Here is a 16,232-nt window from a genome sequence, read left to right on the forward strand (position 1 = left end):
GCGCGACTCATCGCTGCTCCTGTTTGATGTAGTCGTAGAACGCCCTCATCTCGGTCGAGATATAAGCGATTTCGACGAATGGCACCGCCGCCTGGGGGGCCGACACGTAGGCGAACTGGAGTCCGCCCGGCATCACGCCCCGCTGCACCACCGCGATGCCCCGGCCGGTGGCCTCCGACAGCGCCGCGTCGAATCGTTCGGGGCTGGGCGCCTCCACGCAGATGTGATGTAGACCGGGGCCGGACTCCCGCAAAAAGTCACTATAGATATTCTGCCCGCGCACCGGCGAGATGAGCTCCAGCTGCATCTCGCCGAGATAGCTCAGCGAGATGCTGGCGACGAAATCCGCCGGCTCGTCGTGATAGCTACAGGAGTCGGGGGCAAAGTGCACGTCGGGTATCCGCACCCATTTGCGAACGCCTAACAGGCCGGTGAGGGCGGTTTCAGTGGCGTCCAGGTCCGGGGTGACCCACGCGATCTGCGTCGGTGATTGAACGGGAAGGGGCATCGCTCGCAGGATATCCCAGGCCGCCCGCCGCCAGAAAGGGTCTAAAAAGCATTTGCCGCGATCACCCGCAGCCGGCCCGGAAAATGCGGATGAACACGTTCTAATTGCGGGCCGGTCAGTGCTGCGTGAGGACGTCGACCAGCAGGCGAAGCTGAGCGTCGAACACGGCGGCAGGATCGGTCAGGGTGTCGGCACCGTATTGCCCGAACACCTCCAGGCTGATGGCGCCCAGCACCCCCGCCCACAGCAGGAAGCACTTGGCGATCACCCGATCGTCGCCAGGAAACCCGAACTCCTGGCGGATGCGTTCGAAGTCTGACGACATTGGTTGTGGGGCAACGTCATCCGTCAACCGGATGTCACCGGTGGCGATTCCGGCGGCCACGGCGTCGAACAGCGCCCTGACGACCCGGGTGCCGGCCGGCACGGTGCGGTCCGCAGGCGCGTGATAGCCGGGCACGGGGCTGCCGTACAGCAGGGCCCAGCGGGCCGGATGGGCCACGGCCCACCGCCGCGCGGCCCGGGCGATGGCGATGACGTCGTCGCTCCAGGAGTCACCGACGGTCTCGCGGGCCCGCTCCACGGTGTCGGCCAGCTCGGAGTACGCGTCGATCAGCAGCACGGTCAGCAGCTCGTCGCGGCTGGACACGTAGCGGTACACGGCCGAGGACACCATGCCGAGCTCGCGGGCGATCCCCCGCACCGACAGCCCGGCGGCGCCGCGGTCCACCAGCTGGCGGCGGCCGAGTTCGACGATGCGCGCCTCGATCTGCGCTCGCGATTCCTCGCGTTTGCCCACGCGGCAAGTTTGGCACAACCGAGATCACCGCTCTTGCTTTTCTGCGGGGCTTATGGCAGCGTGTCGACTAACGAGAGCACCGCTCTCGATTTAGCCGGAGAGAGGACCGACCATGCCCACCCGCTACCGGGAACCGAACCGGGCCGCCCGGGCCGCCAACACCGTGATCCGTTGGCTTGCCGACATCGGCATCAGCATCGCCGGAACCCGTGCGCTGCGGGTCCGGGGCCGCAAGAGCGGAAAACAGCGGGCCGTGGTGGTCAACCTGCTCACCCTCGGCGGCACGGACTACCTCGTCTCGCCGCGCGGCGACACCCAGTGGGCGCGCAACGTGAGGGCCGCCGGCGTCGTCGAGGTCGGCCCGCGGTGGCGCCGCCAACGCGCCGCGGCCAGCGAGCTGGCCGACGCGGCCAAGCCGGACGTGCTGCGGCGCTACCTGGCCCGGTGGTACTGGCAGGTCAAGGACTACGTCGCGGGGTTGACCCCGGACTCCACCGACGAGCAGCTGCTGGCCGCCGCGCCAACGATCCCGGTGTTCGCGCTCGGCCCGTCGCGCTGAGCGGCATCACCGGGGGTTGGTGGCCCCGCTGAGGTCCTGACGCACCTGATCTGAGGCGGCCCGCCAGGACACCGCCGCGGGCAGGTCCCCCCACACGCTGTTGAAAATCCCGACGATCTGCGTGGGGCCGCCGCCCGCCAAATACACCGGCCCGCCGGAGTCGCCGCGCTGGCTCTGGACGCCGTGCGACATGGTGAACCAGCCGTTGTTGACGCTTTCGACCGTCCCGCACGTCTCGCCGGTGACCACGCCGAAATGGCAGACCGCCTGCCCCGGCGCGAGCGCGACGGCGGGGTTGGACTCCAGCCGGCGCCCGCCCGGCATGACGTCGCTCGCGGTGACGCCGCCGTCCAAGACGATCGCCTCGTAGTCGGTGATGATCTGGTCGGTGGCCACGGTCGTGCCGCTCGGTGTGTTGTCGCGGAACGTCGCCATCCGGCCGATGGCATTGTGTTGCTTATCGAAGACCGGCCCGCCGCCCCGGCAGTGCCCCGCCGTGAACGCGATCTTCAGGACCGGGTCGACATAGCCCAGCGTGCAGACACGATTGTCCTGGTGGATTTCCATGCCCGGGAACACCAAGGGCCCGTCGGCCCCGGCGGTCACAATCGGCGTCGAGGCCGCGAGTGCCGCGACGGAAGCCGACGCGATGATTGCGCGAAGTGCCAGGCGGCGCACCATGAGCTCCCATCCCTCGGGGAAACCGACGACCGGTGGGGCACGGGTGGCGTAACCCGTCCCCCACATCGATGCTTATCGCCCCGGCCAGGCTCGACGTTACCTCGCCGTGACCATCGGTACCGCGTTGCCGGTTTGGGCCGCCCCCCCGCGGCGCCCAGCCGGGCGGGCCGAAGACGTAGCCCAGCCGGTCGCGCAGGCGGCGCGCCGAGCGCCAGTCGCGGGCTATCGCGACGTATTCGCGTGTCTGCAGGTTCCAGATGTTGAACGTGTCGACGGGTTTGGTGAGCCCGTAGTGCGGGCGAAACAGCTCGGCCTGAAAGGTGCCGAACAGCCGGTCCCAGACGATGAGGATGCCGCCGTAGTTCTTGTCCAGGTAGACCTTGTCCATCCCGTGGTGCACCCGGTGGTGCGACGGGGTGTTGAAGACCAACTCGAACGGCCGCGGCAGCTTGTCGATGCGTTCGGTGTGGATCCAGAACTGGTAGATCAGGTTCAGCGAGAAGCTGAAGAACACCATCCAAGGCGGAATTCCCAACAGCGGCAACGGAACCCACATCAGGATCTCGCCGCTGTTGTTCCACTTCTGGCGCAGCGCGGTGGCGAAGTTGTAGTACTCGCTGGAGTGATGGGCTTGATGCGTCGCCCAGATCAACCGCACCCGGTGCGCGGCGCGGTGGTAGGCGTAATACAGCAGGTCGACGCCGACGATCGCGACGACCCACGTGTACCACCGCCCCGGCGACAAATGCCACGGCGCCAGATAGGCGTAGATGCCGGCGTAGCCGAGCAGGGCCAGCGCCTTCCAGCCGGCCGTGGTGGCCACCGAAACCAGACCCATCGAGATGCTCGCCATCGAATCCCGGGCCAAGTGGGAGCCCGATGGCGGCCGCGCCTCACCCCCGGCGCTCGCCTCGATGCGTTCGAGCTTGCGGGCCGCGGTCCATTCGAGGACCAACAGCAGCAGGAAAAACGGGATGGCGAACAGCACCGGATCCCGCATCGGCGGGGGCAGCGCGGAGAAAAACCCGGTGACGGCGTTCACCCCGATAGATTACGACCATCGGCGCCGCCGCCGTCAGGCCCACGCTCGGGCCCGGATCGAAAAGGGGTGGACTCCGTGAGCGCTGTGGTGGTGATCGGCTCGGGGTTTGCCGGGCTATGGGCGGCGCTCGGGGCCGCGCGCCGGCGCGACGAGCTCGCGGTGCCGGCCGGCGCGATCGACATCACCGTGCTGAGCGCCAAGCCGTTTCACGACATCCGCGTGCGCAACTACGAAGCGGATTTGCGCGACTGCCGCCTCCCGCTCGCCGAGCTGCTCGACCCCGTCGGGGTGGCGCACGTGCCGGCCGAGGTCACGGCGATCGACACGGCCGGGCGCACCGTCACCACATCGGCCGGCGCGACGTACGGCTACGACCGGCTGGTGCTGGCGTCGGGCAGCCGGGTGCTCAAGCCCGCCATACCGGGGCTATCCGAGTTCGGTTTCGACGTCGACACCTACGACGGGGCGCTGGCGTTGCGGCGTCACCTGCACGAGCTTGCCGACGGTCCGCCGGGCCCGGCGGCGGCCACGGTGGTGGTGGTCGGTGCCGGGCTGACGGGAATCGAGACGGCCTGCGAGTTGCCAAAGCGGCTGCGCGCGTTGTTTTCCCGGGCGGGCCTTCCCCCGCGGGTGATTCTGGTCGACCGCAACCCCCACGTGGGCTCCGACATGGGCGCCTCCGCGCGGCCGGTGATCGCAAAGGCGTTGCGCGCCAACGGGATCGAGATCAGAACCGGGGTGGGCGTCGCGGCGGTCACCGAGCGCGGTGTGTCGCTGTCCACGGGCGAGCGACTGGACGCGCCGACCGTGGTGTGGTGCGCGGGCATGCGGGCCAGCCCGCTGACCGAGCAGCTGCCGGTGCCGCGCGACCGGCTCGGCCGCGTGGAGGTCGACGACTACCTGCGGGTGGTCGGCGTTGAGTCAGTGTTCGCCGCGGGCGACGTGGCGGCCGCCCGGATGGACGACGAGCACCTATCGGTGATGTCGTGTCAACACGGGCGGCCGATGGGCCGCTATGCAGGCTACAACGTCGTCAGTGACCTGATCGGCGAACCCATGCTGGCCCTTCGAATCCCTTGGTACGTCACCGTTCTCGACCTCGGGCCGGCCGGCGCGGTCTACACCGAAGGGTGGGACCGGGTGGTCGTTTCTCAGGGCGCGCAGGCCAAGGCGACCAAGCAGGCCATCAACACCCGGCGCATCTACCCGCCGCTCACCGGCGACCCGGCCGACCTGCTCGCCGCCGCCGCTCCGGAGCTGCAGGCACGACCCTGAAAGCTCAGTCCGGTTGCGCCGTGTCGCCGGCGTACCACTGGACCGCGCGGACCCCCGGCTGCAGGGACAGCTCGGCGACCAGCCGCTCGAGCCGGGCCGCCGTGTTGCCGTTCATCAGGACATGGGCGGTGAGGGTGATTTCGTCGTCGGCGGCCCGACCGGTGTGGATGCCGCGCAGGGTGATGTCGTTGCCGGCGGCGTGCTGCACGATGTGCGCGCGGGCGTACTTCTCGGATTTCGGGCGGCACACCACCTGCACCAGGTAGGGCTGCAGGCTTTCGTCCTCCTCGGCGGCGTTGTCGTGGTCGATCCAGCGGCCGAACGGGCGCCCGAGCACGTGGATGGCGATGACGGTTCCCGTCGCGATCGCGGCGAACACCAGGTGCCCCGAAGCCGCCAGCACGCCGACGGCCGCCGAACACCACAGCGTGGCGGCGGTATTGAGCCCGCGCACGTTGAACCCCTCGCGCAGGATCACCCCTCCGCCGAGAAACCCGATCCCCGAGACCACATAGGAGGCGACCCGTGTGGGGCTGGTGTCCTCGGTGGCCACCGCGTACAGCACGAACAGCGTCGCGCCACCGGCGACCAGCGCATTGGTGCGCAGGCCGGCCAGGCGGGCCCGCCATTGGCGCTCCAAGCCGATCAACGCGCCGCAACCCACCCCGACGGCAAGGCGAAGGGCGAAGTCCGCGACGGTCAACGTCTGCATGGGCGCGTCCTCCTTCCCCGCCGAGCGCCGCTCGGCGGCAGCTAACCACGCGCGGGTGAACAGCAGGTGGCCGCGGGCCAATCCGGTTGCCCCGCGGCCACCTTCAGGAAACGGTGGCTACGACTTGGACAGTTGCTGGGGGCAGTAGAACTTCGCCGCGATCATCGCGAAATTGGACGCGTTCTCCATGTCCATCCCGGGGTTGTGGGTCTTGACGTCGTGGACGAGCTCCAGCCCCGATTCGCCGTTGTTCAGGCAGGTGCACACTGCCTTGCCGGACGTGATCGCCGCGTCCGGGCTGGCATAGTGGATGCCGACCTGCTGCAGCGCGGCGAGGAATCCCCCGTCGTCACCCTGCGGCTCGGGCGGCGGGTCCGCGCACGCGGGCGCGGCGAAGCCCAGCGCGGCCGCGGCGCCGACGGCTGCCAGTAGCAGTCTCATCTTCATCGCTCTCCCAATCACGTTGTGCCCTAACCGATTTGCGCGTCAGAGGGCACGGCCTGCGGCTTGTCGCCCCTTCGCAGGTGCACCGCGTGAATGCCGGGTTTCTTCGACAGCTGATCCAGCAGGGCGTCCAGGCCCTGTTGATCGACGTTGTGGTGCTGCACGCTTTCGGGCTTCTCCGATATTTGTGCCACCAGACGCTTGAGGTGCTCCGGGGAGTTGGCGTCCTTAAGGTCCTTGATGGGTTTGATGCGCCCGCGAACCCCGGCACCGCCGACAACGGTGGGCGCCCCGGCGCCGAGCGCGCTGCCGAGCATCCCCGCCACCGACATCGAGCTGAGCAGCCCGCCCGCGCCGAGCGCGGCCGCCGGCACCGCGTCGGGCCCGGCCGCCGACAGCGCGGCGGCCACCGTTCTGACCGCCGGCGTGGCCGTGGCCCAGCTGGGCGGGACCGACAACTTTCCCACCAGCGTGCCGGCATTGCCCATGGTTCCCGACACCGAGTTGAACAGCGTGCCGCGGCCGAAGTTGGCCGCCCCGAGCCCGGCTCCCAGCGCGTCCTTGGGGAGCGCGCCCGCCGCCGCGGCGTGCGGAGCGAACTTGAGGAACTGCGACGCCGGCAGGTTGATCAGCAGACCGATGTCGTTGAACCCCGTGGTGAAGCCGAGCGGGGTCTTGATGGCGTTGTAGAGGGCGGTATACATCGACGCGCCGCTTGGGCCGAACAGCGAGTTCAGCAAGCCGTTGATCGTGCTGGTGTAGTCGGAGCTGAGATTCGCGAGTGTCTGCAGCAAAGGGTCGGCCGTGGAAAGCGGCGCGGCCGCCGCCGACACGAGTGAGCTCACGCTGCCGGCCGGAGTGGCGGCCGCTTGGCTCACCGCGGCGGCCTGGCCGGCCAGCCCGCCGGCGTTCGTGATCTGCGGGGCCTCGGTGAACGGCGTCAAGTCGGAGGCGGCCGCCGACGAACTCGCGTACGTGTCCATCGCCACGGCGTCCTGGGCCCACATCTCGGCGTACTGGATCTCGGTCGCCGCGATCGCGGCCGTGTTCTGTCCGAAGACGTTGGTCGCCACCAGCGACGCGAGTTGGCTTCGATTGGCGGCGATTTCCTCCGGTGGCACGTGGGCGGCGAAGGCGGCCTCATAGGCGGTTGCCGCCGCGGTGGCCTGGGTGGCGGCTTCGGCCGCCTGGGCGGCGGTGCCCTGCATCCAGCTCAGGTAGGGGGTGACGGCGGCGACCATGCTCACCGACGACGGGCCCGTCCACACCCCGCTGGTCAGGCCGTCGATCACCGACGAATAGGACGAGACCGTGGACTGCAGTTCGCTGGCCAGCCCCGCCCAGGCCGCCGCGGCCGCCCGCATCGACCCCGAACCGGGTCCGGCGTACATCCTGCCCGAGTTGAACTCCGGCGGAAAAGCTGCGTAAGACATCGTCTAGTCTCCTTGCCTGGTCGAGCGCGCCCGGGTGGTGTGGGCCGTCGCGGAAGTCATCGCGGTCACTCCTCGAGCGCCGGGATCACGATGATGGTGGCGGTACCGGCGTCCGCCGCGACCCCACCGCCGAGCGCACTGGCCGCGCCGCCGCCGGTGGAGCCGACCCCGGCCGCGGCCACCGCCCGCCCGGCCAGGCCGGACAGCGCCATCTGGCTGAACACGCCCTCCTCGCCGGCGAGTGAGGCGGCGGCCGGCGCGGCCGCGTTGGCGGGCAGCACCTGCGCGAGCGTTCTGATCGCCGGGGCGGCCTGGGTCCAGCCCTGCGGCACCGACATGCTCCCGACGAGCGCGGCTTTGCCCATCGCCGCCGACGCCGGTGCTTCCCCGACCGCCGAGCCCAGGTGGGCGGCGGCGCCGCCCAGCGGCGCCAGCGCCCCCGTGATCGGTTTGATGGTGTTGAACGCGGCGAGGCCCTGCCCGTTCTGCGCGTAGGAATAGACCTGGCCGAAGGACAGGAACGGACCGCCGGGTATCGAAGTCAGGCCCTGCAGCGAATACGACCCGGAGGCAACGGTCGATGTGATCGTGTTCCAATTCGCCAGGTCGGTGGAGAGCCCGGCCGGCAGCGAAGCGTTGACCAACTGGGGCAACGAGAGCCCCGACAACAGGTTCGTCGAGCCGGTCGTGGGCGACGACGCCAGGCCCGACCCCAGGCTTTGCAGCGCCGTCGGTATCGAGTTCATCAACTGGGAAACCTGCGCACCGATGGACGCGGCCGGAGTGCTGGTGGCCTGGCCGACCGCCGCGGACTGGGCGGCACCGGCCGAACCGCTGGTGGTCTGTGGCGGCTCGACGAACGTCTCCAGCTGAGTTGCCGCCGCCGAGGAACTGGCGTAGGCGTACATGGCGGCGGCATCCTGGGCCCACATCTCGGCGTAATCGGCCTCGGTGGCGGCGATCGCCGGCGTGTTCTGACCCAGGAAGTTGGTGGCGATCAACGTCATGAGAAGGGCGCGGTTGGCCGCGATCACCGGCGGCGGCACCGTGGCCGCGAACGCCGTCTCGTAGGCGCCCGCGGCGAGCTTGGCCTGGCTGGCCGCCGCTTCGGCCTGGGCGCCCGTCGCGCTCAGCCACGCCACGTACGGGGCCGCCGCGGCCGCCATCGCGATGGACGACGGGCCCGTCCAGGGCCCGGCCGCCAGGGTCTGCACCGTGGAGCCATACGAGGCCGCCGTCGATTGCAGCTCAGTCGCCAATTCGTCCCAGGCCGCCGCCGCTGCGAGCATCGGTCCCGCCCCGGCGCCGACATACATCCGGCCGGAGTTGATCTCCGGTGGTAGCGCCCCGAAATCGACCATCTATTCCCTCCGGTCCCCTGAGTGGCCGCCAATGGTATGCACCGTGACATCAGCCCGGGCGGGCCCGCGGGGATGCTCTAAGCGAATCCATCGAATCCGCCGTCAAACCCGCGCCCGGGTGCCCGCTAATTCAAAAACAACGGGCCCGGATCGCCCCGGCTGGAAATGTGTGAGGGACGGCCGTCCCCCTCATTCAGGCGTCGTTGCCGAACGTAGCGATCATCGCCAACAAAGGGTATTCAGAATCCGTTCGTGGTGTGTAACGCGAACGTAAATAATTATTGTCACCCCGCCGTTACACGTCGTGAAAGGGGTGCGACTAGCTAATTCACTACTTTCCTGAAACCTGTGCCCAGGATATTATAAGTTTGCTTTCAGCAATCCGCCAGGAATGGTTTGTATGTTCTGCATATAATGAGCCGGGCGTCATTGCGATATCGCGCTGGACGTCCGGCCGACGATGGGTAATTCACTGCGTCGATTTTTGACTTATCGCCCTGTTAGACGAATGACGAGTGGTTTAGGTTCCACGCGGATCTAATTGTTGCGGCATCGAGTGGTAATTATGTGGGCAGAGAACGCTGAGAGCCGATCCGCATTCGGCCCGCGTGCCAATGTTGGTGCCGCCATTGTTGCGCAATCCGGTGCGGCGCCGCGGGCCGACGACGCGATCTGCGCGCGCCCGGGCATCACCGAATGGACAACTTCTCGTCATGCGCTGCTCCCCTGAACTTCGCATAGGTTAGGCAGGCGTCGCTGCGCCGACGCTGATTGGCAGCTAACAAATCGCTGTGAGTCGCGGCGCGGCCCGCCCGCTATCCGGCGGCGGGCGGGCGCGCCACGAACGTCGGGCGGAAACCGTACTGGGGTACGGCGCGCCCGTAGGGCTGTCCGCCGGTGGCGCCCAGAGGCATCGGGGGCATGCCGGCCGCCACGGCTGGGGGCGGCATCATCGGGGTCCCGCCCAGCGCGGACGCCAGCGGACCGGCCACCGGCGCGGGCGCGGTCCAGCTGGGCGGAACCGACAACGCGCCGATCACCGGCGCGTGCCCGAGGCTGGCCGCCACCGAGCCGCCCACGCCCCCGCCGACGGGCCCGGCGAGGGCCTCGCCGGCGACCTGCCCGACCGCATCCCCGGCGGCCGCCGCCGCGTCTCCGGCCTCCTGGCCGAGCAGCCCCAGGAAGGGGGCGATGGTGTTGCTGGGCATGTAGAACCCGGAGGAGAAGACGGTGTTCCAGACATTGGCGTTGAGCAGCTGGCCCAGGGCGGTGTCGGATCCGCTGGCCATGTTGAGCAGGCCGTTGAGCCCGGTGGTGTCGGCCGCCGACCCGGCGGCAAGGGGGTTCCAGCCGCCGGACAGCGGGGCGGCCAGTTGCTGCACGGCGGTGGGCAGCGCCGAGATCAGTTGGGTCAGCATGGATTGCTGGGTGCCGGCGGGGGTGGCCGCGGCCTGGGCGACCGCCGCGGATTGGGCGGCGAGCCCGGTGGGGGTGGTGGCCTGTCGCGGACCGGTGAACGGGCTGAGCCGGGTGGCGCTGGCGGTGGCGGCGGCGTAGCCGTACATGGCTGCGACGTCCTGGGCCCACATCTCGGCGTAGTGGGCTTCGGTGGCCGCGATCGCCGCGGTGTTTTGCCCCAGGATGTTGGTGGCGATCAGCGCCATCAGCTGGGCGCGGTTGGCCGCGATCACCGCCGGCGGCACCGTGGCGGCGAAGGCGGCCTCGTAGGCCGCCGCGGCGGCCTGGGCCTGCGTGGCGCTCTGGGCCGCCTGCTCGGCGGCCCCGCCCAGCCACGCCACGTACGGCGCGGCCGCGGCGGCCATCGCCGCCGAGGCCGGACCGTGCCATTGTTCACCGGTCAGGGCGGTCAGCACCGAGCCGTACGACAAAGCGGCGGAACGCAATTCGGCGGCCAGCCCATGCCAGGCCGACGCCGCGGCCAGCATCGGCCCGGACCCCGCCCCCGAGTACATCCGACCGGAATTCACCTCGGGTGGAAGCATCGCGAAGTCCAGTGTGAAGGTCATCGTTTTCGCCTCCCCCCTAGCTTGTCGCGACCGCGTTGGCCGCTTCGGTGGCCGCATACGAGCCGGCACTCGCGCCCAGCGACGCGGTCAACAGCTCGTGCACAGCCATCGCCTGGGCGGCCGCGGCCTGGTACAGGGCAGCGTGGGCGCTGAATTGCGTTGCGGCCAAAGCCGATACGACGTCGGCTGCGGCCGGGGGCAGCGCGGTCGTGGCGGCGGCGGCGGCCGCATTCTCCGCGGCCAGCGCCGACCCGAAACCGTTCAGCTCACCGGCGGCGGCGGCGAGCTCCTCGGGACGCGTGATGACAAAGGACATCGGAGTTCTCCTCACGGAAAAGGGCGATCGCACCCCGGCGGGGGCCACATTTCCGCGCGCCGCCGCGACGAACCCGCCGGCGCGCGGGCGGGGTCCGTCGGGATAGGCGATTCAGAGTAAGGGCACAGGGCCGGGGCCGGATCGCAACGAAATGGTCGATCTGGAATACGGACTATCGCCGGGACTCATTTCGCTCTCACCTCCTCACGGCCTGGGCACACGTGGATGCCTTTCGACTGCCTTTGCGTCACACACGGGGAGGAGCGTCCGGACCCACGGCCCGGGCGCAACACCCCTCTCGTCAGAGCTTCGGCACCGCACGGCGTATCCGGCCGACGCAACGGCCGGAAGCCACTTGGGCTCAACCCTTAAGCCGGGAAGAGCTGTCCTGACCCTGGGCGTCTTTCGACGTTCGAGGTCAGTGGCCTGTATCCGTAGGGAAGCCTCACCTAGCGAGGTGCATGCAGAGGCAATGGTGGCACTCGGGAAGCGGGCGAGTCAACCCAGCTGCCACGCGGTTGCAACAATTTGCGGGGCCGCGCCGTCATTCGGCGGCGGGCCGGCGGGGCATCACCGTGGGCCGCAAGCCGGCGGGGCCCGTGGCCGAACCCCCACCCCGTCGCGGCGGCGGTTATGGTGGTTTCGTGCGCGGCGCGGCCGCCGGTGACCCGCGAATCTACTTGTGGCACAGTAGAACTCATTGGACTTGTCCTCGACAATGGATAACCCGATCCAGCCGCGGGGCCGAAGCGGCGTCGCGACCGGATCGGAAAAGATGCCGTCATGGCGTTCGCAGGAGAACCGGGCTCGGCGATGAGCATTCAGCGCCATGGGTCGCGCCGGTGCCCGCGCCCGGCAACTCGACGAGTCTTCGCCGCGCAATCGAGAGAGACTTCATAGAAATCCCACACACCCGGCGGCGCCGACGGCTGCGAACGGGTTAGCCGGCGGGTTCCGCGCCGATGCGGACTACGACGACTTCTTCTCGGCCACGGCCGCGCTCAGGCCCTCGAGCAGGTCCTCGCTGGTCAGCTCCTTGAACCGCAGCAGCTGGGCCTCGCTGAACTCGGTGAGGTCGCTGGACAGCACCGCGTCGAGGTCCTCGTCGTCCAGCCGGAAGCTCCGGTGGTCGCGGGCCTTCTCCACCACGTTGCGCACGAAGCCGGCGTTGCCGAGCGTATCGATGCCGCGGATCAGGTCGCCGTCTTCGGAGTAGCTCTCGTCGAGGTAGAACCTCGTGTACGACGGCAACAGCGCGTCGGCCGCCTCGTCAGTGATGACGTCCTCGTTCTCCCGCCCCATCAGTTTGGTCAGCGCGACCAGCTCTTCGGGGGTGTAGCTGAAGAACTCGATCACGGTCGAAAAGCGCCGCCGCAGACCCTGATTCACCTCGAGCATCTTGTCCATGGCCTTGGCGTAGCCGGCGCCGAAGACCACCAGCTCGTCACGGTGGTTCTCCATGTAGAGCAGCAGCGTGTTGATGATCGCGTTGCCGTAGGGGTCGCCCTGCGAGTAGCCCGTCTCGTGCAAAGTGTGCATCTCGTCGAAGAACACGGCCCCGCCCAACGCTCCCTCGAGCATCTCCTCGGTGTTCTTCTCGGCGTCGGCCATGTAGCGGCCCAGCAGCTTGGTGCGGCTCGTCTCCACGACCAGCGGCTTGCGCAGCACCGTGAGGCCGCACAGCTGTTTGGTGAAGGCGCGGGCCACCGAGGTCTTGCCGGTGCCGGGCGGTCCGAGCAGCAGCGTGTGCCGCGACGTCACCGGGACCGGAAGGCCCATCTTGGCGCGGGCCAGGTTGACCTTGGTGGTCGACTTGATGAGCTTGATTTCCCGCTTGGCCCGTTCCATGCCGAGCATCGCGTTGAGCTCGGCGTCGCCCTCGGCCAGATACTTGGCGGCCTCTTGGGCGTGGCGGGCCGCCTCGGTCTCGGCGCGGGTCGGCGCGCTGTCCGGGTCCCAGGGGTCGGTGCGGGCCTCGATCGTTTCCGGGTCGGTCAGCACCAGCCGGTAGTTGGGGTTGTCCAACGCCTCGCGGGCCGGGGTGAACTTGGGATCCCGGGAGTAGACCCGCCGCAACAGCTCGACGGCCTCCTCCTCGCGGCCGACGTGCCGCAGGCACATGCCCTGGGTGTACAGCGCGATGTTGGCCGCGCCCGGCACCCGGTCACCCTCGACGGCGGCCTCGCCGCGCCGGAAGGCCTCTTCGAACACGCCCAGCGACGCCAGGGCGGTGGTGGCCATCGCCGCGCCGGCCGCCTTCAGCTCCGGCTGCCGCCACGTTTTGCCCTCGGGGAATTGGACCAGCACGTCGGGCCAGCGTCCGGTGCGGAAGTACAGCACGCCCCGCACGTAGTTGACCACTTCCTCGTCGAAGGGATGGCGGGGTTCGACGCCGTCGAGCAGCTTCGCCGCCTCCTCGTAGCGTTTCGCCTCGGCGAGCACCACGGCGTAGGCGCAGGCCAGCGTCTCCACGCTGGTGATCGCCAGCCGCAAAAACAGCCCGTCGGAGACCTCGGGACGGAACTGCAGGTCCGTGACGCCGAGCCGGCGGGTCTCCCAACCGAACGTCCTGACCGACGCCCACGCGCCGGCGAGCACGTCGAGGCCCTGCTCCCCCGCCAGTACCCGCGCGAGCCACGCGTCGCACATCCCCGGGTCCAGGGCCGTCGCCGTGTTGAACATCTGCGCCGCGACCTGCGGGTTGTGGCTGGGCTGTAGTCCGTTGACCGAGATGCCCGACGCCAATAAACCGGCGACCAGGGCGTTACGGGCGTCTTCGGCGGTTGATTGCGGGCGCGTCATTGCGCTACGGGCACGCTCGCAGAGCTTTCCCGCACCTGGCCGACCGACAGCACCAGGTCGTCGTCGTCGCGCAGCTCTCGGCTGGGCACGGCCAGGATCGCGTGGGCGGCCGGGGCGGGCAAGCTGGCGCGCACCGCGGCCAGTTGGCGGCCGGTGAGCCGGTTGAGCCCCGACGACACGGCCCGGGGCAGGCGCTTTTCGCTGTGGTAGCGCACCCACGCCGCCAGCTGGGGTCGGCCACCGCTGGTGACGAGCCGGATCGTGACCACTGCGGCGCCGACGTCGGGCGTCAGCAGCTCTTCGAGGGTCTCCGTGGTGATGTCCGACGGCGTCAGCCAGAAGCTGGTGGCGAACCCGTTGAAGTGCTTGAGGTGGCGCCATCCGGGGCGGCTCCACGTCGGTTCCAGGTCGGCCAGCACGGCGCTGTCGACCTCGGCGAGCTCGTCGGCGCCCAACGGCCGGGCCGCGCAGCTCTGCCCGTCGAGGTCCTGGGCGAGCCGCTCGGTGGCGGCCACCAACGTCGACGCCAGCGAGTCCCGGGCCGCCACCGCGGCGACGTTGCGTTGCGGGTTCATCCGCAGCACCAGCCAGGTGCGGCGGAGGTAGGAGGCGGGTTGGTCGCTGACCACGCCCCACTCCTCGGGCCCCCAGTCGTCCAGCTTCGACTTCTCGGCGGCGTTACCCCCGCGGCGCACCTTCAAGGTGACGACGTCGATGCCGTCGAGGTGAATGTCGAACTGGCGCAGGCCTTCCGCGACCGCGTGCAGCGACAGGGTGGCCGACGTCGTGCGGTGGCGGTGACGACCGGGCGCCTCCTCCTCGCCGCCGTCCACGGCGATCACCGAGACCAGGTGGCCCTCGTACTGGCGCACGCCCACCTTGTCGCGGCCGAAGCGCCGCTGGTGGTCGATCGCCGGGGTGCAGCCGGCGGTCAGCGCGGTGCCCGGGTCGGCGGACCAATCCCACAGCCAGGTGGCCAGACCCGAGGTCACGGTGAGGCCGTGGTGGGTCACCAGCGACAGCAGGGTGATCACCGCCGCGAGGCCGACACCCACCCAGAACGCGATGCGGTGGTCACCCTGCCAGGATTCCGGGCAGTGGCTGGCCACCAGCAATATCACGATGTCGATCAGGAAAACCGCGGTGACGCGGCCCCACGACAATGACAATCCAAAACTGCGCTGAGCCTTCATGTGCTATTGCTGCTCCGACCTCATTGCTGCTTACGTGTTCGCTTCATGAACATCGCAATACCGAACACGGCGCCGCCGATCAGTAAAGCTCCGGTCAATCCACCGGCCGCCACCCATATTGGCACCATATCGCGGTGCGGGGCCGGTTTAGGCAGGTTCAGCGGCGCCGACAGCTGCTGCGGCGGCTTTGCTGGACCGTCGGGCACGTCCCAGGTGAGGGCTGCCACCGGGTCGATGACGCCGTAGCCCACCTGGTTATCGACGCCCCGGGCGGGTGCCCTGGCGGTGCGTTCCAACCGGTTGATGACCTGGTAGGCCGATAGCTGCGGGTATTTGGCACGCACCAACGCGGCGACCCCGGAGACGATCGCGGTGGAGAAGCTGGTGCCGGCCGGAACCAGCAGCGAGTTGTCCGGACCGTCGATGGCATTGATGAGGCCGTCGTCGCGCGGCGACAACCCGACCACGTCGGTCCCCGGGGCGGCGATCCCCACCCACGGGCCGGCGACGCTGGTGGACCCTTGGCCCTGTCCGCCCTGGGTGAGCGGCCGGCCGTCGGTGTCGACCGCGCCAACCGTCAGGACGTAGTCGCTGAACCATGACGGGGTGACGACGGTGCTGACACCGGCCCAGTCGCGCGGGTCCTTCGGCTGCATGGGATCGAACGCCGGGTTTTGCTTGCAGTCTTTCTTGCTGGTGTCGCCCGCCGCGGCCACGATGACGACGTTTTTGTCGACCGCCGCGTAGCGAACGGCCGCGCCGAGCGCGCGCTGGTCGATGATGTTGCGCGCGCTCATGCACGTCACGTCGGAGATGTTGATGACCGTGGCGCCCAGGTTCGCCGCGTGCACGATCGCGCGCGCCATCGTCTCGACGTCGTCGATCTTGGCCCGCGTCTGCGGGTCCTCGTCGCCGGTGTAGGCGTCCTTGAGGCCGAAGGCCTGGCTGGACTGGCGGATCGAGAGGATGTCGACGTCCGGCGCGACGCCGCTGAACGCGTCGGGGGCCGGCCCCGGCGGGGGTGGCGGCGGCGGTGGCGGTTTGGGCGGGTCCAGCGGGCGTGGGGCACTCAAGTTGTCG

14 protein-coding genes, 1 pseudogene and 1 riboswitch are annotated in these 16,232 nt (G+C 69.4%); of the genes and pseudogenes, 2 read left to right on the forward strand and 13 right to left on the reverse strand.

Annotation, left to right across the window (positions count from 1 at the left end):
• Window positions 1–7: 7 nt before the first annotated feature.
• Complete coding sequence (locus AWC19_RS05790) at window positions 8–508, reverse strand: VOC family protein (RefSeq protein WP_085077123.1); 501 nt, start codon at window positions 506–508, stop codon at window positions 8–10.
• Between the two features lie 115 nt (window positions 509–623).
• Entirely contained in the window at window positions 624–1,307 is a 684-nt protein-coding gene (locus tag AWC19_RS05795; RefSeq protein WP_211284858.1) for a TetR/AcrR family transcriptional regulator, read from the reverse strand.
• A 112-nt stretch (window positions 1,308–1,419) separates the two neighbouring features.
• Here AWC19_RS05795 and AWC19_RS05800 point away from each other — a divergent pair, with 112 nt between their 5' ends.
• Window positions 1,420–1,866, forward strand: coding sequence for a nitroreductase/quinone reductase family protein (locus AWC19_RS05800; RefSeq protein WP_085077125.1), 447 nt, complete (start codon window positions 1,420–1,422; stop codon window positions 1,864–1,866).
• Window positions 1,867–1,872: 6 nt separating this feature from the next.
• Here AWC19_RS05800 and AWC19_RS05805 read toward each other — a convergent pair whose 3' ends face one another.
• Together AWC19_RS05805 and AWC19_RS05810 are read right to left on the reverse strand one after the other, a co-directional pair.
• On the reverse strand, window positions 1,873–2,547 hold the full coding sequence (locus AWC19_RS05805; RefSeq protein WP_085077126.1) for an Rv1815 family serine proteinase: 675 nt from the start codon (window positions 2,545–2,547) through the stop codon (window positions 1,873–1,875).
• Between the two features lie 96 nt (window positions 2,548–2,643).
• Window positions 2,644–3,589: pseudogene (locus AWC19_RS05810) on the reverse strand (sterol desaturase family protein).
• Window positions 3,590–3,664: 75 nt separating this feature from the next.
• Here AWC19_RS05810 and AWC19_RS05815 point away from each other — a divergent pair.
• The gene (locus AWC19_RS05815; protein WP_085077136.1) at window positions 3,665–4,864 is read left to right on the forward strand and encodes an NAD(P)/FAD-dependent oxidoreductase; all 1,200 of its coding nucleotides are present in this window, start codon (window positions 3,665–3,667) and stop codon (window positions 4,862–4,864) included.
• A 4-nt stretch (window positions 4,865–4,868) separates the two neighbouring features.
• Here the strand turns inward: AWC19_RS05815 and AWC19_RS05820 are convergent, their stop codons facing one another.
• The 9 genes from AWC19_RS05820 to mycP all read right to left on the reverse strand — a co-directional run.
• Window positions 4,869–5,576 carry an MgtC/SapB family protein gene (locus AWC19_RS05820; RefSeq protein WP_085077137.1) on the reverse strand — a complete coding sequence of 236 codons (708 nt, stop codon included), beginning with the start codon at window positions 5,574–5,576 and terminating at the stop codon, window positions 4,869–4,871.
• 117 nt (window positions 5,577–5,693) lie between these two features.
• On the reverse strand, window positions 5,694–6,017 hold the full coding sequence (locus tag AWC19_RS05825) for a DUF732 domain-containing protein (protein WP_085077138.1): 324 nt from the start codon (window positions 6,015–6,017) through the stop codon (window positions 5,694–5,696).
• A 29-nt stretch (window positions 6,018–6,046) separates the two neighbouring features.
• Entirely contained in the window at window positions 6,047–7,453 is a 1,407-nt protein-coding gene (locus AWC19_RS05830) for a PPE family protein (protein WP_085077127.1), read from the reverse strand.
• Window positions 7,454–7,518: 65 nt separating this feature from the next.
• Window positions 7,519–8,814: a PPE family protein gene (locus AWC19_RS05835; protein WP_085077128.1), complete on the reverse strand. Its 1,296-nt coding sequence runs from the start codon at window positions 8,812–8,814 to the stop codon at window positions 7,519–7,521.
• An 815-nt stretch (window positions 8,815–9,629) separates the two neighbouring features.
• Entirely contained in the window at window positions 9,630–10,841 is a 1,212-nt protein-coding gene (locus AWC19_RS05840) for a PPE family protein (protein ID WP_085077129.1), read from the reverse strand.
• 16 nt (window positions 10,842–10,857) lie between these two features.
• Window positions 10,858–11,157: a PE family protein gene (locus tag AWC19_RS05845; protein WP_085077130.1), complete on the reverse strand. Its 300-nt coding sequence runs from the start codon at window positions 11,155–11,157 to the stop codon at window positions 10,858–10,860.
• 286 nt (window positions 11,158–11,443) lie between these two features.
• Window positions 11,444–11,621: riboswitch (M-box (ykoK) riboswitch) on the reverse strand.
• 505 nt (window positions 11,622–12,126) lie between these two features.
• On the reverse strand, window positions 12,127–13,959 hold the full coding sequence (eccA, locus tag AWC19_RS05850; RefSeq protein ID WP_085077131.1) for a type VII secretion AAA-ATPase EccA: 1,833 nt from the start codon (window positions 13,957–13,959) through the stop codon (window positions 12,127–12,129).
• Entirely contained in the window at window positions 13,956–15,152 is a 1,197-nt protein-coding gene (gene eccE, locus AWC19_RS05855; RefSeq protein WP_085077132.1) for a type VII secretion protein EccE, read from the reverse strand. Before eccE ends, eccA begins: the two co-directional genes overlap by 4 nt.
• Before the next feature lie 20 nt (window positions 15,153–15,172).
• Window positions 15,173–16,232 (reverse strand): type VII secretion-associated serine protease mycosin (gene mycP / locus AWC19_RS05860; RefSeq protein ID WP_085077139.1); only part of this gene is annotated, 1,060 nt, incomplete at its 5' end.

The sequence above is a fragment of the Mycobacterium palustre genome (assembly GCF_002101785.1).
Lineage (GTDB): Bacteria > Actinomycetota > Actinomycetes > Mycobacteriales > Mycobacteriaceae > Mycobacterium > Mycobacterium palustre.

What these genes read in the sequence shown, in the direction of transcription:
- eccE (WP_085077132.1), bottom strand. Translation starts at nt 15,152, where the DNA reads ATGAAGGCTCAGCGCAGTTTTGGATTGTCATTGTCGTGGGGCCGCGTC.
- AWC19_RS05825 (WP_085077138.1), bottom strand. Translation starts at nt 6,017, where the DNA reads ATGAGACTGCTACTGGCAGCCGTCGGCGCCGCGGCCGCGCTGGGCTTC.
- AWC19_RS05805 (WP_085077126.1), bottom strand. Translation starts at nt 2,547, where the DNA reads ATGGTGCGCCGCCTGGCACTTCGCGCAATCATCGCGTCGGCTTCCGTC.
- eccA (WP_085077131.1), bottom strand. Translation starts at nt 13,959, where the DNA reads ATGACGCGCCCGCAATCAACCGCCGAAGACGCCCGTAACGCCCTGGTC.
- AWC19_RS05800 (WP_085077125.1), top strand. Translation starts at nt 1,420, where the DNA reads ATGCCCACCCGCTACCGGGAACCGAACCGGGCCGCCCGGGCCGCCAAC.
- AWC19_RS05830 (WP_085077127.1), bottom strand. Translation starts at nt 7,453, where the DNA reads ATGTCTTACGCAGCTTTTCCGCCGGAGTTCAACTCGGGCAGGATGTAC.
- AWC19_RS05790 (WP_085077123.1), bottom strand. Translation starts at nt 508, where the DNA reads ATGCCCCTTCCCGTTCAATCACCGACGCAGATCGCGTGGGTCACCCCG.
- AWC19_RS05845 (WP_085077130.1), bottom strand. Translation starts at nt 11,157, where the DNA reads ATGTCCTTTGTCATCACGCGTCCCGAGGAGCTCGCCGCCGCCGCCGGT.
- AWC19_RS05840 (WP_085077129.1), bottom strand. Translation starts at nt 10,841, where the DNA reads ATGACCTTCACACTGGACTTCGCGATGCTTCCACCCGAGGTGAATTCC.
- AWC19_RS05835 (WP_085077128.1), bottom strand. Translation starts at nt 8,814, where the DNA reads ATGGTCGATTTCGGGGCGCTACCACCGGAGATCAACTCCGGCCGGATG.
- AWC19_RS05820 (WP_085077137.1), bottom strand. Translation starts at nt 5,576, where the DNA reads ATGCAGACGTTGACCGTCGCGGACTTCGCCCTTCGCCTTGCCGTCGGG.